General features: G+C 44.4%; 13 protein-coding genes. 5 read left to right on the forward strand and 8 right to left on the reverse strand.

Annotated features, from left to right (window positions below):
* Nucleotides 1-82 precede the first annotated feature (82 nt).
* Nucleotides 83-1,837 (forward strand): methyl-accepting chemotaxis protein, encoded by a 1,755-nt coding sequence (locus M1K58_RS08840; protein ID WP_256758407.1) that lies wholly within the window; start codon nucleotides 83-85, stop codon nucleotides 1,835-1,837.
* 91 nt (nucleotides 1,838-1,928) lie between these two features.
* On the opposite strand, the gene M1K58_RS08845 is transcribed toward M1K58_RS08840, so the two are convergent.
* The 8 genes from M1K58_RS08845 to M1K58_RS08880 form a co-directional block, all read right to left on the reverse strand.
* A complete protein-coding gene (locus M1K58_RS08845) occupies nucleotides 1,929-2,774 on the reverse strand; it encodes a S1 family peptidase (RefSeq protein WP_256758408.1) in 846 nt (281 codons plus the stop codon).
* A 170-nt stretch (nucleotides 2,775-2,944) separates the two neighbouring features.
* On the reverse strand, nucleotides 2,945-3,403 hold the full coding sequence (locus tag M1K58_RS08850) for an ion transporter (protein WP_256758409.1): 459 nt from the start codon (nucleotides 3,401-3,403) through the stop codon (nucleotides 2,945-2,947).
* 102 nt (nucleotides 3,404-3,505) lie between these two features.
* A complete protein-coding gene (locus M1K58_RS08855; RefSeq protein WP_256758410.1) occupies nucleotides 3,506-5,272 on the reverse strand; it encodes a sensor histidine kinase in 1,767 nt (588 codons plus the stop codon).
* Between the two features lie 19 nt (nucleotides 5,273-5,291).
* Complete coding sequence (locus tag M1K58_RS08860) at nucleotides 5,292-6,113, reverse strand: response regulator transcription factor (RefSeq protein ID WP_256758411.1); 822 nt, start codon at nucleotides 6,111-6,113, stop codon at nucleotides 5,292-5,294.
* Nucleotides 6,114-6,191: 78 nt separating this feature from the next.
* A complete protein-coding gene (locus tag M1K58_RS08865) occupies nucleotides 6,192-7,787 on the reverse strand; it encodes an extracellular solute-binding protein (protein ID WP_256758731.1) in 1,596 nt (531 codons plus the stop codon).
* 54 nt (nucleotides 7,788-7,841) lie between these two features.
* Complete coding sequence (locus M1K58_RS08870; protein ID WP_256758412.1) at nucleotides 7,842-8,735, reverse strand: carbohydrate ABC transporter permease; 894 nt, start codon at nucleotides 8,733-8,735, stop codon at nucleotides 7,842-7,844.
* Between the two features lie 25 nt (nucleotides 8,736-8,760).
* Entirely contained in the window at nucleotides 8,761-9,621 is an 861-nt protein-coding gene (locus tag M1K58_RS08875; RefSeq protein WP_256758732.1) for an ABC transporter permease, read from the reverse strand.
* Between the two features lie 127 nt (nucleotides 9,622-9,748).
* Nucleotides 9,749-10,876, reverse strand: a complete 1,128-nt coding sequence (locus M1K58_RS08880) for a family 10 glycosylhydrolase (protein ID WP_256758413.1) — start codon at nucleotides 10,874-10,876, stop codon at nucleotides 9,749-9,751.
* 230 nt (nucleotides 10,877-11,106) lie between these two features.
* Between M1K58_RS08880 and M1K58_RS08885 the strand changes: the two genes are divergently transcribed.
* The 4 genes from M1K58_RS08885 to M1K58_RS08900 all read left to right on the forward strand — a co-directional run bounded on the left by M1K58_RS08885 (nucleotide 11,107) and on the right by M1K58_RS08900 (nucleotide 15,663).
* Nucleotides 11,107-11,847 (forward strand): Bax inhibitor-1/YccA family protein, encoded by a 741-nt coding sequence (locus tag M1K58_RS08885; RefSeq protein ID WP_256758414.1) that lies wholly within the window; start codon nucleotides 11,107-11,109, stop codon nucleotides 11,845-11,847.
* A 248-nt stretch (nucleotides 11,848-12,095) separates the two neighbouring features.
* A complete protein-coding gene (locus M1K58_RS08890) occupies nucleotides 12,096-12,674 on the forward strand; it encodes a sigma-70 family RNA polymerase sigma factor (protein WP_256758415.1) in 579 nt (192 codons plus the stop codon).
* Nucleotides 12,664-13,632 carry a DUF4367 domain-containing protein gene (locus tag M1K58_RS29640; protein WP_256758417.1) on the forward strand — a complete coding sequence of 323 codons (969 nt, stop codon included), beginning with the start codon at nucleotides 12,664-12,666 and terminating at the stop codon, nucleotides 13,630-13,632. The genes M1K58_RS08890 and M1K58_RS29640 overlap by 11 nt, the downstream gene beginning before the upstream one ends.
* A 255-nt stretch (nucleotides 13,633-13,887) precedes the next feature.
* Entirely contained in the window at nucleotides 13,888-15,663 is a 1,776-nt protein-coding gene (locus M1K58_RS08900; protein WP_256758419.1) for a sensor histidine kinase, read from the forward strand.
* Nucleotides 15,664-15,684 lie beyond the last annotated feature (21 nt).

The raw sequence follows: 15,684 nt of genomic DNA on the forward strand, positions 1-15,684 counted from the left end.
AAAAGTTAGGGGATTTGTCGAATGAACTATAAAGTTCATTTTAGCAGAATTCGGAAACTAGGGTCAGAGGGGTATGGACACCATGATTAGATTAAGGAGCCGCTTGGTATTAAAGCTATCTGTTACTATTTTGACAATACTTATTATCTTGTGTACGACCCTCATAACGATGCAAATACAGAACACCAAGAAGGCAAGCGAAGAAGCGATTGGTAATTTCAGTGTGCATATCGCGGAAGCCTATGCGGGACAATTCAATTTGAAGTCTTATGAAAGCTTTATACAGGACGCCCAAGAGAACGATCTCTATTGGAGCCTTCGTGAAGAGATGAATCGGTATCGCCTGCAAATCGGTGCTATGTATGTCTATACGGTAAAAATAGACGATAAAGGACAACCCCTTATTCTGATCGACGGCCAACCGAAGGACTCGGATGCGGCATCTCCGATCGGTGAGGTCACCGATATGCCGAAGGAAGCGGTAGAAGCGGTAATGAAAGGGCAGACAGCCAAATCCGGCATTATTCGAAATCCAGAATACGGCGATTATATCTCTTCCTATGCTCCGCTGCGCAATTCTGCTGGAGCAGTGATTGGGGTTCTCGGGATTGATACGGACGTATCTGTATCGAAAACAATTTACCGGGAGGTTATTAAGGAAAGTACGTCGCTATTCGTCTTGATGGGGATTATAGCAATCATTTTTTTCACCTTGATCGTATTGTTCCTGGCTCGTGCATTACGGCCCCTCGGAATGATCGTACAAGGTGCAGAAGCTATGGCGCGAGGAGATCTCGTAGAAGCCAAAGCCCGCTTAAGTGTGAAGAAAGTAAGCTCTAAGGATGAAATCGGACAAGCCTATTCTGCGATGTTGAAGATGACCGAAAGACTTGGCGTTACGCTTGGGGACGTCATGCATGATATCACCCTTACAGCTCGGAATCTGGTGAATTCTACGGATGGGTTCAGTTCAGAGGCGGAGCAGATGGTCATCTTAAACAAGGAGCTCGAGCAGGCGATCGTGAACCTGACTGACGGAGCTCAGCATCAACGTATGGGGGCAGAGCAAAGCGCCAAATCGATGGAGGATATTACGATAGCTATTCAGCGAGCCTCCGAAGCATCAATTAGTGTTTCGAGAGCTTCCAGTGAAGCATTGGAAGCGGCGGAGGAAGGAAAGAAATCCATCCACAGATTGAGAGAACAAGTCGCTTCAATGTCCGATGTTGCCTCACAGACGACGCAATCTGTACAGGTTCTCAATACGTACATGAGCGAGATCGAACCTGTGCTTCGGTCGATTACGGATATCGCCGATCAAACTAAGCTCTTGGCACTTAATGCCTCAATAGAAGCCGCAAGAGCGGGAGAGCATGGAGCGGGCTTCGCGGTCGTAGCCGGAGAAGTACGCAAGCTCGCAGAGGCGGCTTCCGTTTCTGCAACGCACGTTACTTCGTTATTGCTTCAAATTAAGCGAGAGTCCGCGGATATCGGCGAGCGAATGCTGGCAGGAAGCACGGAGATGATCAAGGGATCTGAGCTATCCGACCGTGCGGAATCTTTGTTTGACGATACGATGGATCGATTTGTTCTCGTGAATGGAGAGATTCAGGAAATCTCTACGGTAATGGAGGAGGTTCTGGCGGGCTCCGAAGAGGTGGCTGCTTCCGTAGAACAGATTTCTCGCATATCGATAGGGTCAGCGGAGAATACGGTATCGATCCAACGGATGTCCACGCATCAATTGGAAGCGGCGAAACGAATTGCCGATACAACCGAGCAGTTAAAGGAGCGGAGCACCGGTCTGGAAGCCGCGGTTGTTAAGTTCAAGCTGTAAGATGAGAAAAGGGGGGCGATCGATTCACCCCCGGCAAAACGTAAAAAGAGACCCTTACAGGTCTCTTTTTTACGTATTCGTAGAAAAAAGTCTATTCGTCTTGCAACGGCAGAAGATCTCCCAGTAGGTTGTCTAGGTCGTCGAGCGGTACAGCCAAACCAGCCTGTACGATTTTATCTTCATGCGAGATCTCCGCTGTGGCATAAATAACGGCAATGGCTTTACCATATTCGTTGATGACTGGAGAGCCGCTATTACCATTAAATACGGGTGCATCAAGGGCCATGACCGGCTTTTCTCGTCCTTGAATCGGCACCATGCCCAGTATTTGTCCTTCGTTGGCGATTTGCGTGAAATAAAGCGGGTTCCCGATAACGTAGACGTGCTCCCCGGGCTCCCATTGCCGCTTCTTCCGCTCGATTTCAATGAAAGGAAGTTCTTGACTGCCCATGTCCACCTTCAATAGGGCAATATCCAGATCGGGGTCGCTCCCCGCCAACTCCGCTTTGTATTCTCTATCCTTATTCGGGAATTTAACTAAGGTATAAGCGTTGTCATCGATCACATGAAAGTTGGTCACAATATATCCACCTGAAATGTGGAATCCCGTGCCTTTGCCTTTATCCGTGCTGACCAAGACAACCGCCTCTTTATAGCTTTGGATTTCTTCCTGGCTGGATAGCTCCTTAGATTTGAACAAGAAGGGCAGTGTCTTCGTGTTATATATTTGCGGCCAGAACGCCAATATATTTCCGACTAGAGCGGCCACAAGTACGATAATGATGGTATTCCTGACCCACTTTCTCCGAGCGGGAGGAGGAGCATCGGATTGTTCTTCCTCCTCGTCCCACTCGTCATACCTATCCGTCTCGATGTCTCGTTCCTCCTCGGAAGAATGCAAAGATTTCTCGTCGGTTCTATTCGGATTGTTTTCCACATGTGTCCCTCCTCGGCGTTAACCTGTCCTGTCATTGTATCATAGTGGGTTGTAGGTAAAGGCTGGAAGGTGCAGAGCATTTCGGTACAATAAGTAAAAGACTGTCTCCAAGGTCTGAATAGACGCGAGGGGACAGTCTGTATGTCGAATCACATGGATATTAGCGTTTGTTATTTCTTTTCTTTTTCCAAATCCGAAACCACTTTTACAGCTTTAGAAGCCTTTTTGCCGATTTTGTACGATTTGGCTACCTTTACACTTTTGGTTGCTTTGAACAGTTTCATCGATTTGAATGCTTTTAAGGATTTTATTCCTTTGAAAGCTTTTAATCCTGTTAATGAACCGATCCCAGCAATCCCGTTCATAAGCTGCGTGACAGAAATCGATGTTCCTACTGCTAGAATACTTAGCCATTGTTCTTTGAAAAATGTACGAGCATCCTTGGTGATAAAGAACAGCACAACTAACTCAGCAATGAAAAACCATAGGACATAGTGAGCTATCGTATCGAGCGGCGCTTTGATTTCTTTGGAAACGGAAGTGAAGCCGACAATGGTAACCAGCACAAGATAAAAAGAGAGAATAAAAGATGAAATGAGATACCACTTTTTGAAATATTTTCGTTGCATTCGTATTCCTCCTGAGTAAAACCAGAACTAGTGTAGCATGTTTATCTGGGGAAATACCAGTGTGAGCACCAGCAACGATTGTGAGGAGTTGACGTCCCAAAATCACTTTGGGTTTAATCTTTGTCTAGTCGTTGCGGGGATTGTAATCGCAATCGTGGTGCCGCCACCGATCGTGCTCGTTATGGATACCCCATACTCTTGTCCAAAATATAATTTGATCCGCTGTTCGACGTTGCGAATGCCATAACCCAGATAAACGCCGTCATTAGGCGTAAATATTTGGGTAATCGTGTCCTCGCTCATTCCTGAACCATCGTCTATGATGCGGAATACAATTAGCCCTGCGTCCATTGTGACACGAATCGTGACTCGAATGATTCCTTCTCCGCTCCATCCGTGCTCAATTGCGTTCTCGACGAAGGGCTGTAAAATCAGCTTCACGGTGTCGGAGGTCAGGACTGACGGATCCACATCGAATTGTGCCACCAATCGATCTGTGTATTTGATTTTTTGGATTTCGATATAGGCTTTCACTTGCTCAATTTCCTTGGCTACTGAGATGAGCGTTTCCCCATTGTTCAATGAATATCTGTAAAACTTGGATAACTCCATAACCATCAATTGAAGCTTCTCCAGCTCGCCGAACTTGGCCAACCGGCTTATGGAGGAGAGAGTATTATATAGAAAATGGGGGTTGATTTGCGCTTGCAGCGATTCCAGCTCAAGCTCTTGTTTTTCTATTTTGGTCAAGTATGTTTCTTTAATCATCCGATTCATATGCTCACCTAACTGATTCAACGCAGTCGCAATATATGTAAATTCGTCGCCGCCCTTATATCTGATTCGTTTATCGAATTCACCTTCCTGAAATAAACGGAGTAAGGAAACCACCTTGCCAATACGTTTCGAGAACACTCGAGAAATGAAAATACTGGCTACGGCGCATACAGATATACTGATCAGACATACGAGGATGGTCCAATTTGCGAGTCGCTTCGCTTTATTTTCTAAAATCTCGATCGGAATAACCGCAGCTAAATTCATATTAATTCCCGGAAGCTCTTGTGAGATGACCATCTTGTCAGATGACGTATAGTCCACCCAATTGTGATGAATTAAAGTATCCTCAGACGAATACATAATCCTATCCTGAGAATCGATTGCAAATACTAATGTGCCGGTTCCCAATTTGCGATAATCTAAGCTTTGAAAAATTCCGGCGATCTTGGTCGTAATACGGATAAAGCCAATTTGACTGTGGGTGAAGGGGTCGCTTGAATCAACAAGCCTTCGTAGAAAAGAGATATTGCCATGTTCACGATCATCTCCAACCTGCCGCCATAACATCGTCTTCCCATACTGTTCTTCAGGAAACTGCCTGTACCATTCCTCGTCCTCAATGCGTTGAATGTTATACATTTCGAAAGAGCGCCTCTGCATAACTAGGGGGTCAGTCTTAAGCTCAGATGTCCCGTAGATTTCGGGGAACGCCGGATTGTTCATGTAAACGGTCAGTTGAATATCCTGTCCTGTGGCGTTAATGGTGCTTTGGAATTTAGGGATAATATATCTAACGGTGCTCTCATAGCTATCCCAGCCGTTGTTATAGTTCTGAATGTCTCCTGCAAGGGTATTATCGTTGTAAAGGAGATCGGATATACGCCGTATATCGTCGAGCTTGAAGGCGACATTGTCACCGATCTGCTGAAGCGTTTCCATCATATTGCTGCTAGTTTGCTCTTTCATGGATTTCATGAAGGTTGTGTAGGAGAATAAACCAATCGCTATAATCGGCACAAGGCAAATAAGGATGTAGGAGATTAATAGCTTATAGCCGAAGGGGAGATACCTCTTTCGTTTGTCGTCCATCTGCTTTCCTGCCTCCCGATCAGCTTTGCCTTCTGAATTCCAGTGGAGATATACCGAAGCTAATCTTAAATTGCTTACTGAAATAATTCAGATTCCGATAGCCTACCTTGTCTGCAATTTCATATATTTTAAGGTTTGTATCCGTTAGTAGCTCCTGAGCCTTCAAGAGACGTGCTTGGATCACGTAATCTGTGAAGGTGACACCAGTTTCCTCTCTGAACATAAAACCGAGGTAATTAGGGGTGTAGGAGAAGGCGTTGGCCGCGTTCCGCAAAGTAATAACTTCATGAATGTGCGTGTGAATATAGGCGATGATTTCTTGAGCCAATTTTTGATTTTTCTTGTATTGTTTTTTATCGTAATCCGTAAGGTCCTGTTTGATTTCAGACAATGGAGATGTGGGGGTGGAACCCAGCGACTGAACCATTTCCAAATAGGCTTTCTCGGTTTTCTTCTGACTTTGCTCATGGTCCAGCAGTTCCTTCACTTTGGATAAAGCTTCATAAACCTCGTCATCGTTGACTGGCTTTAAGATATAAGAGCAGGCGTTAAGGCTTAAGGCTTGCTTCGCGTAGGTGAAATCCTCATACCCACTAATGAAAATGATTCGTACACTCTTGTTTCTCTCTTGCGCAAGCTTAGCTAGCTCCAATCCAGACATCTGGGGCATACGAATGTCGGTTATCAGGACATCCAGCTCCGCTTGGCTAATATATTTGGCTGCGGTAATCGCGCTGTTCATTGCACTTACTACCTGCATATTCAGCTGATCCCATGGAATGAATCTTCGTAGCGCCTCCAGGTCTAAATCTTCATCATCCACAAGCAGCACATTGTACATTTGGATTCCTCCTGATCCTGTTTCATGCCGAAAGAGCATACTATTTCTAGTATACTCTCTCTTTTACTTCAAATAGAGTTATTTACCACTCATCTTCTTAAGATTTTCCTGCCACCTTGCTGTTTCATATTCCAGCAGCTTAACGTAGCCTGCTTTGTTAGCCGCATTCTCGCCATCCACGATGATTTTCTCAACTTCTGCATCGCTTCCAGCATATAAGCCTTTGGCAATGACGCTTGTCTCGATATCCGCCACTTTTTGTAGGGCTTTGCCTTCTTCTGATGCGGGATCAGGAGTTAGATTGGAAAATTGCGTTGTGTTAAAGGAAGTTTTCCATGCAATCGTCAATTGGGATTCTGCTGCCCAATCTCGTTGATCTTCCGGAAGCTTCATGTTGTTGCTAGCCTTGGAGCCATCGATGAAGCTCGTATTCCCGGCCCACTGGAAGCTATCCGTAGCAGCCATGAATTTGGTTCTCTCTTCCACGTCTGTTTTGAATTTCTCCGTCCAGATCGGGGCGCCATCGTCTTCCGTTCCTTCCCAATACAACCCTTCAGGTCCCCAGAAGACGATACGTTCTCCTTCTTCTCCTGTTAACCAATCCAGGTAAGCGAATATACCTTCCGGATTTGTGGCTTCCGTTGTAATGACATTGACATTCCAACCGATGCTATCGTAGTTATTAGGATAGACTTTATTGGGGTCTACACCTTCCTTGTGTAGGGGCCAAATCATTGTATATCCTGCATTAGGGTCCTTCTTCTTCAACTCAACCGTAGCTTGGCTGCCTAAATCCGACGTGTCGTAGGACGCATATACAGCTACTTTACCTGTATTTAGCTTCTCGACAACTTGATCTCTCGTTTGCGTAAGCGCATCTTGAGTGATGAGCTTCTCCCGGAACAGCGTACTAGCAAACGTAATCGTTTCCTTGAACGCCGGGTTCGTGAAGAGAGACTTCAGTTCATTCCCGGAAGGTACGAATCCATACGAAGTGTAAGCGGCAGTATGATCCTCGCCGAATCCGGAATAGAGGATGCTGATGCCCTGAGTTCCGTAACCGATATCAAATGGGACGACATCGGGGAACTTTGCTTTGACTAGCTTCAAGTAGCTATATAGATCATCGAATGTTTCCAGCTTAGGTGAGCCAAGCTCTTTGTATATCGTTTTATTGATCATATAGCCACCGTTACCCATCGGCGTAGACGTATACCAGTTTGGAAATTGATAGAGCTTGCCATCTTCGGAGCGGAGCATATTTAGCGTTTCTTCTCCGGCGTATTTCTTAAGGTTCGGGTATTTATCCAGATAATCGTCAAGCGGGACGAGTTTCCCGGCTTGGCGTAACTTTTCTACTAATGGGCCACGATCCATGAAGAGGACATCGGGTAAATCCTTGGAGGCGACCATCGTATTAAACTTTTGAACGGATGCTCCTTGAGCGGGCACCGGAATAACATTTACTTTTTTATTTTCTTTAATCCATTTGGAGGCAGGGTCCTCTCCCCAAGGCTGCATAGTATACCAGTCATAGTTACCGTAGAAGGAGAACTCCACAGGCGTTTCACCAAACACGAAGGCGCTTGATTCCGTAACGGGAGTGTTACTTTCCTTTTCTTTACTCGAACATCCCGAGATAATGACAGCTAAGCTTAACGAAATGGACAGCATACCAACGACAAAGCTTCTTTTCTTCAACAGAAATCCCCTCGATTCATCTATTTGTTATTCTTTCAACGAGCCTACCATGACACCTTTGACAAAATACTTCTGAACAAAGGGATACACGAGAATGATAGGAATCGTAGCTACCATCATGGTGGCCATGGTCAGTGACTTAGTCGTAATCGTGCGGGCGGATGCCATATGGCTTTGAGCCGCTGAGCTTGTCTGCATCATCTGCTCCGACATGATATTGGAGCTAAGGATCTGCTGAAGTAGAGTCTGGATAGGCAACAGCTTGGCATTCGAAATATACAGTGTCGCTGTGAACCAATCGTTCCAATGCGCTACGGCCGTGAATAAGGCTAATGTTGCAACGACCGGTCCTGAGATGGGTAAGACGATTCGGAATAGCGTTTTCCAATATCCACATCCATCAATCTTAGCTGATTCTTCAAGACTATCGGGCAGTTGCTGGAAGAAAGTCCGAAATACAATCATATTCCATATACTGATTAGACCCGGAATGACCATCACCCAGAACGAGTTCATTAACCCCAGAGAGCGCACTAGCATGTAGGAGGGGATCAAGCCCCCGTCAAAATATAAGGGAATGATGCAAAATATCATGTAATACTTGCGACCAACAAGCTCTTTCTTAGACATCCCGTAAGCGAAAATAGCTGTCATCACGATGGAGAGCAGCGTTCCAGATAGGGTTCTCAGCACGGATATGAGGAAGGCTTGGTTAAGTCGTTTATCCTGAAAGACAACGTCGTAGTTGTCTAAAGTGAAGTCTCTTGGCCAGAAGGTAACCCCACCGAGCGATGTGTCCGATCCGGTGTTGAAGGAGATAACCGCTGAATTCCAAAAGGGATAGAAGGTAACGAATACGAGCAGTGCCAAGAGAAAGTAGATGATCCCGGACGACATTCGCTCACCATACGATAGTTTCATGAAGTGATCTCCAAATCCATATTTTTTACCATAGGCTATTGCCAGATCTCCGAGCCAAGGAGTTGGCGATTGTCAGTAAGACAACGCTGATGATCGCTTTGAACAATCCAACTGCGGCGGCATAAGAGAATAGTGAATTTCGGATGCCTACTCTGTACACGTACGTATCTAGGACATCAGAGACATCTCGGACAATATCGGATTGCAGCAACAGAATATCCTCGAACCCGGCACTGAGCAGATCCCCGATGGCTAGAATGAGAAAAATAGAGATGACCGGCATAATACAAGGTAGGGTAATCGCATAGATTTTCTTGAATCGACCTGCTCCATCGATGGAAGCAGCTTCATATAAATCTGGATTTACACCTGAGATCGCGGCAAGATATACGATGGATGCAAAGCCAACGCCTTTCCATAAGCCGGTTGCGATTAAGATGGTCCAGAAGTAGTTAGGGATCGTCAACCAATTGACGGGCTCATGGATCAGATTTAACTTCTCCAAGGCGATATTCAAGCTTCCGTAATCAGCGGAGAGCATAGTGACCACAAATCCGGACACGATGACCCAGGATAAGAAATGAGGAAGGTAGCTGATCGTTTGCACCACTCGTTTGAAGAACGGGATTTTCACCTCGTTCAGCAGCAATGCCAACACGATTGGAGCAGGAAAGCCAAGGACAAGCTTCAGGAAGCTGATGCCGAGCGTGTTGCGCATAATGGTCTTAAATTCGTCAGCATATAGAAACTCCTTGAAGTTGTCTAATCCGACCCATGGACTCGCGGAAAAGCCTTGAAAAATGTCATACTCCTTGAACGCGATCAGAATACCGTACATGGGAATGTAGCTAAAGATGAATATAAAGATAAGTGCCGGGACCACCATCAATTGTAGATCCCATTGACGAATAATCAATCGTCTTGTCTTCACGGCGTTCCTCCTTGAGTAGGCTTGCTTTGAGCTTCACGAACTGCAGTAGCCGGTTGCTGTGCAGTTCGTACTGTGGACGTACTTACCAGGATCTGCGGTTGTCAATTTTTTTGAGGTCGTTGTCTGTCCACTTGCCATAGAGGAAGAAGGACAGATTTTGGATTTCTGGAAGCTGGCTTCTGATTCCCGCATAGATCTGATGATATTCCGCGTTACTCCACCAGACATCCAGTCCAGGAATGATTTCTTTTGTGCCGATTTTGGCCTTTGTTTGCGCCAAAATTCCCGTGTTATTGTAAACCCAAGAAGGCGTGAAGTCCCAATCGGCGAAATAAGCCATCGGTGAAATGAAATCCACGTAGTCCTTAAATTTCTCAACATCTTGGCCGACTTCTACGAATTCCGGCGGTAAAATGTAAACTCCTGTGAAGAGTCCGGGAACGATGCTTTCGATATCCGCTTCAACATCGCGCACATAATTGGCGATTTGGGTTGTTCTCCAATCGTTCCACTGAGCTCGCTGAGTGTTGGCAGTCGTGAAGTCGATCGTAACAGGGTCGTAGCCGTAAGCGGTGTTATAAAACTGCCTAGTATAATTGCTCATATCCATGTTGTAATCATCGAAGCGCAGCCAATCTAATACAACCCCATCAATGTCGTAGTTGGATACAATCTCTCTAATGATAGAGCGTTCATACTCCTGAACATCCGGATGGATCGGATTCACGAAATATTCATTTCCATTAGATCCGGTAAAGGGGACAACTTGACCGTTATTAAGTGCCATCATTCTCCAAGAAACATTTTGATCAAATGCAGCCTTATCGTGGAACTGCGGGATCCAAGCCCTGACTTGAATATCCCGGATATGTGCTTCCTGGATGACATCCGCGAGAGCATCAAATTGGGCATATCCTTGGGCAATAGGAGCAATCGAGCTGTTATAGAACACATGACCAGAAGGGACTGTATCGTCCTCGTCTTCCTTGACGTTCAGATTGATGACGGACACATGGCGCTTGGCCGCACTTTTCATGAATGTAACGACATCCGAATGATTTTTGAAATTTTCAACGGTTCTTACGATGACTTCGGTAACGAATGGGCCATTCGCCGCTTGTGCCGTTTGGGTTTGTGGAAGACTTGCACTGCTCACTAGCAATACAACAGCCAGGACAAAGGCTAGCTTAGAACAATATTTCTTAGCCATGATATCAATACCCACCTTCATGGATTTTTCGACCGGTCGATGACTTTATAGTAAGCGTTTTCGAAAACTGAAACCACAGCAATATCCAACAATAAGTGCAACAAAACAATGATGGTTATGTGGACGAATTGAAGTGTATAGGAATCTACTTGGAGGAAAATTAGGACTTGTCTACAACTTCACAAGCTATGTTATAATTGGAATAAAATAACGGTTGAGGTGATTCTCTAGTGATAGGTCGTAGTGGAAATCCCGCATTGAATGACAGTTCATTTGAACGAACGAATGGTTACGACGGATCGGAAAAGATGACGATTGAAGGAACGGTAAACAAAGCGTTTATCATGCTCGCAATCCTTCTTGGAGGAGCCTTCGTTACCTGGACGATGTACTTCGACGGAAAGAATGTTCTCCCGCTTGCGATCGGAGGAGCGATTGGTGGGTTGATCCTCGGGCTAATAATCAGCTTTAAGCCGACAGCTTCCCCTTTTCTGGTGCCGTTATATGCTGCACTTGAGGGCATATTTCTAGGAGGAATTTCAGCAAATTATGAAGCACGCTTCAATGGAATAACGCTGCAAGCCGCCTTGTTGACGATGTGTGTGTTCGTGGCCCTACTTCTAGCTTATAAAACAAGGATTATTAAGGCGACGGAAAACTTCAAGCTCGGAGTGTTTGCGGCTACGGGTGGAGTTATGCTCATCTATCTCGTTAGCTTTATTCTGGGTATGTTTGGCATCACAGTTCCTTATTTGCACGATAGCAGCTTGATCGGTATCGGCATTTCGCTCGTCATCGTCGTTATTGCTGCCTTGAATCTGGTCCTTGATTTCGATTTTATCGAGAAGGGTACGGAAAATGGGGCTCCTAAGCATATGGAATGGTATGGGGCATTTGGCTTGATGGTGACGCTAGTGTGGTTGTATCTGGAGATGCTTCGTCTGCTCTCGAAGATTATGAGCCGCGATTAGTCTATTAGTCTAAGGGAAATAGAAAAATCCTCACCCCACAATGAATTGTGGGGTGAGGATTTTTTGATTCCGTTACTCGAATATTTCGATTTCCGTCCAACCAAGGTTGTGGATTTTACATTTTACGGAGTTAATTGCATTCTGATGGTTCGGCTATTGTATAGTTAATGTTAGAAAATAACAAAAAAATCGAACCTTTTAAGTCGATCGAACCAATAGAGGATGAATACCCTTTAGGAGGCGCCCCTATGCAGGATCATGAAATACATCCATGGCTCACCAGAATGATCCAGGGTGATTCACAAGCATTCTATCCCATCTATCAAGCTACGAAGGATCATGTGTACCGAATGCTACGTTTTTTGCTAAATAACAAGGAAGATGCTGCGGATGTGATGAGTGAGGTGTATTTGAATGTCTGGCATTCTCTTCCGAGCTATGATTTCAATCAACCTTTTCGTTCGTGGCTGAATGGTCTGATTATTCGACAGGCTAGTAATTGGAGACGTAAGCTTTGGCGAAAAATGCGACTCTTCGAACGAGCGCAAAGATTAGCGACGGAATCGTTATCGAATCAATCAGAGGAAGGTTATCTAGCACGTGAACAAAGCTCAGAAATCCTCAGCCTTGTGAATAAGCTTCCTTACAAGCTTAGAGAGGTTATTGTTTTAAGGCATTATCAGGATTGCTCATTGGAAGAGGTGGCGGATGTGCTTCAAGTCCCACTCGGAACCGTCAAATCTAGACATCACTCCGCCATTCGTAAGCTTCGTCAGTTGACCGAGCATCATTACGTTCCTAAGGAGGCATCCATTCGTGCAGATTGAGAAACAAGTGGCGGAAGCCTATAAAGTGCAAGCGATGGACATTCAGAGCCCCGAAGAGGTTGATGCTCGGATCATTCACCAATACGAGAATCACATTCGGAATAAGAGGGGAATGCCTATGCGTCCAGCCAAGAAGAGAACGATTCAACTTATCCTTATCGGATTATTAGTGCTCATGATTAGTGCGTTTACCGTGCAATATTTCGTTAAAATTGGGGATGACCGCTATAGCATTGAAAATACAGTTTCTAAATATGAGAACTATAACCCAGAAACAGCCAGTGTCATTCGAGCGCAGCTGGAGCAGGTGAAATCTCAGCTGAGCGTGGGTGAAAGTGCAATTGTCTACTCGAAAGAGATGGGGGAGATTGTGCTCAAGTCATTGCAAATGCCCTATGCTGAAGTCGTCTCAAATCCATATGTTTATACAGATTACGTGACATGGCAGGACAAACTAAATAGCCAGCTTTCCGAATTTAAGCTCCCAGTCGTATTAGAAGGTGACTTATTGTTTGAAGGGGGAGTGGAGGAGCGACCTTATGGTGGGTTAATCATGTCTGAGCATTTTCCGATCGTCGATAAGCTTCATGAAGAGGTTAATCAGATGGGGAAGGATGTCGCCTGGCAGAAATTTGACCAAGACATGGAGAAGTTCCCTGTATTTACGACACTTTACAGGGACGGTCATCAAGATGTGATTAAAGTATCGATGGAAATCATCAAACAGAAAATGAAGTTCGTAGGTGTCGTAGATGGTACGCAGGAAAAAGTTACGGTTAACGGGCAGGAAGCTTTATATTCTGCGAGTGATAAGTTCCTTTACAGCGAGACGAATGAATATCAAAGCCTGACTTGGGTGGAAACTCTTGAGGACAAGTCAGTGGTCTATAGCGTAGGTAGCTCTGGTAAACAAATAACGAAGGAGAAGCTTGTGGCAATTGCTGAGAGCATGAAGTAAAGCGAGAAAGAGGTAATACAGAGGATTTATCTGTATTACCTCTTTTTCTATGTGGCACAAGGGCAGCCGCTACTCTTTGACGAAGGTAGTTTTTTTGGCCTTGGTGAGCGAAACTTGAACGCGGTCGGGCTTTTGATTTGCTCGAAATTATAGACAATCTCCTAATGCTACCTTATGCTAGTTTCAACTATTTTCAAGGAATTGTTGTCTATTTTATTGTCAAATAGCCACACACTAGGAAGGGTGCTTAGACCAATGGTATCTATAAAGGCGTTTATTAAATCAAAGTGGAAAATGTCCATCTTCAGTAGATTGGTCATTACGTTTCTTCTCATTATTTGCCCCGTCTACGTTCTAAGTATCGAAATCTATCAATGGGCTGTACAAACTCAAAAACAGGAAATTTCCAATACGATGCTCTCACAGGTCAATTTTTATAAGGAGAATCTTGAAGAAGAAATACAAAGAATAAAGCTCCTTCAGTTTTACTTCACGGACGATGTGAATTTGCAACAGCTTGCTCTTGTCCCAGAATCTCTCGATGATTATGGGAAAGCGCAAACGATATTACAGCTTCAACAGCATTTGAAATCGATAGCGAGCAGTAGTTCTTACGTTCTCAGCGCAAGCGCTTACATTCCTTCAGTAGATAGGGTAATCACTTCATCATCTTTTGAAAGCTCTATCCCTAATGAGGAATTTAATGTTCTTAAATCAAACTCCTACTATTCTAAAGACGCGCAAACGATTTATTGGAACAATCGTCTTTTTCTAAGTATCTCTAACTTATCCAATACTCCTATCGATACAGAAAGCAAAGTAAAGAAGAATCCCGCGTACATCATTGCCCTGGAACTGAACCTGGAAGTGTTAGAAGACGCATTAAAGCAGTTCAATAACTACAATGACGGAGGGGCTTTGTTAGTCGATCATCGCAACAATTTCGTATTGACGAGTACGAATAACGCTGAAGAAAATTCAATCATTTCGGCATATGTAAAGGAAGCTGCAAAAACCTCCAAAAGCGGCTTTAGGAATATAAAAATCATGGACAAGTCTTATTGGACGATCTATACGAGCTCCGATTATCTCGGTATCACGTTGTCTAAGTTCGTACCGGAAAGCGAAGTCCTTAAAGCCTTTGAGAAGTACTCCAACTGGTTTTGGATTTTTACCGCGACGGCGATTCTGCTTATTCTGATCTATTCCTTATCTACTTACCGGTTAATATATAAACCTTTGTCGTTGCTAGTAAAATCCTTCCGCAAGATGGAGAAAGGAGATTTAGACATATCCATTACGCATAAATCCGATAACGAGTTCAGATACCTATACGGTGCTTTTAATAAAATGGTCGATAAGTTCGGTACTTTAATCGAACAGGTGTATAAACAGAAAATACTTGCGCAGAACGCACAATTGAAACAGCTCCAGACGCAAATCGTCCCGCACTTTCTTTACAACAGCTATTTCATCCTGCATAGGATGGTGATCGATGAAGATATCGACAATGCGGCTCGTTTCTCCCAACAGCTTGGAAATTATCTCAAATTCATAACGCGAAGCGGAGCGGACGAGGTTACGTTAGTTAGCGAAATCGAGCATGCACGGATTTATACGGAAATATTGAGTATGCGTTTTGCCAGCAGGATGACAATTGAATTTGAACAGACGCCAGAGGAATGTAGTCATATTAAAGTGCCTCGTCTGATTATACAGCCCATTATAGAGAATGCGCTTGAGCATAGTCTTGAGAATAAGGCCAGTGGAGGAATACTGAGCATCTCGTTCTTAAAGCTGGAAAAAACGTTGAATGTTATTGTCGAAGATAACGGTAATAGTCTGGACGACCAGGAATTAGAGGCACTGCAGAAGTCTCTTATCGAAAAGGATAATATGGACGAGGTGGAAACGACCGGGATCAAAAATATACATAGGAGGCTTCAATATGGTATAGGGAACGACAGTGGATTGATATTTTCTAGAAGTGATTTGGGTGGGTTAAAGGTGATTATCAGCATTGAAATATAGCCTATTGGAATGATTAAACGA

This window comes from Cohnella sp. WQ 127256 (genome assembly GCF_024519285.1).
Classification (GTDB): Bacteria; Bacillota; Bacilli; order Paenibacillales; family Paenibacillaceae; genus Cohnella.

What these genes read in the sequence shown, in the direction of transcription:
- M1K58_RS08870 (WP_256758412.1), bottom strand. Translation starts at nt 8,735, where the DNA reads ATGAAACTATCGTATGGTGAGCGAATGTCGTCCGGGATCATCTACTTT.
- M1K58_RS08840 (WP_256758407.1), top strand. Translation starts at nt 83, where the DNA reads ATGATTAGATTAAGGAGCCGCTTGGTATTAAAGCTATCTGTTACTATT.
- M1K58_RS08865 (WP_256758731.1), bottom strand. Translation starts at nt 7,787, where the DNA reads ATGCTGTCCATTTCGTTAAGCTTAGCTGTCATTATCTCGGGATGTTCG.
- M1K58_RS08890 (WP_256758415.1), top strand. Translation starts at nt 12,096, where the DNA reads ATGCAGGATCATGAAATACATCCATGGCTCACCAGAATGATCCAGGGT.
- M1K58_RS08855 (WP_256758410.1), bottom strand. Translation starts at nt 5,272, where the DNA reads ATGGACGACAAACGAAAGAGGTATCTCCCCTTCGGCTATAAGCTATTA.
- M1K58_RS08880 (WP_256758413.1), bottom strand. Translation starts at nt 10,876, where the DNA reads ATGGCTAAGAAATATTGTTCTAAGCTAGCCTTTGTCCTGGCTGTTGTA.
- M1K58_RS08875 (WP_256758732.1), bottom strand. Translation starts at nt 9,621, where the DNA reads ATGGTGGTCCCGGCACTTATCTTTATATTCATCTTTAGCTACATTCCC.
- M1K58_RS08860 (WP_256758411.1), bottom strand. Translation starts at nt 6,113, where the DNA reads ATGTACAATGTGCTGCTTGTGGATGATGAAGATTTAGACCTGGAGGCG.
- M1K58_RS08850 (WP_256758409.1), bottom strand. Translation starts at nt 3,403, where the DNA reads ATGCAACGAAAATATTTCAAAAAGTGGTATCTCATTTCATCTTTTATT.
- M1K58_RS08900 (WP_256758419.1), top strand. Translation starts at nt 13,888, where the DNA reads ATGGTATCTATAAAGGCGTTTATTAAATCAAAGTGGAAAATGTCCATC.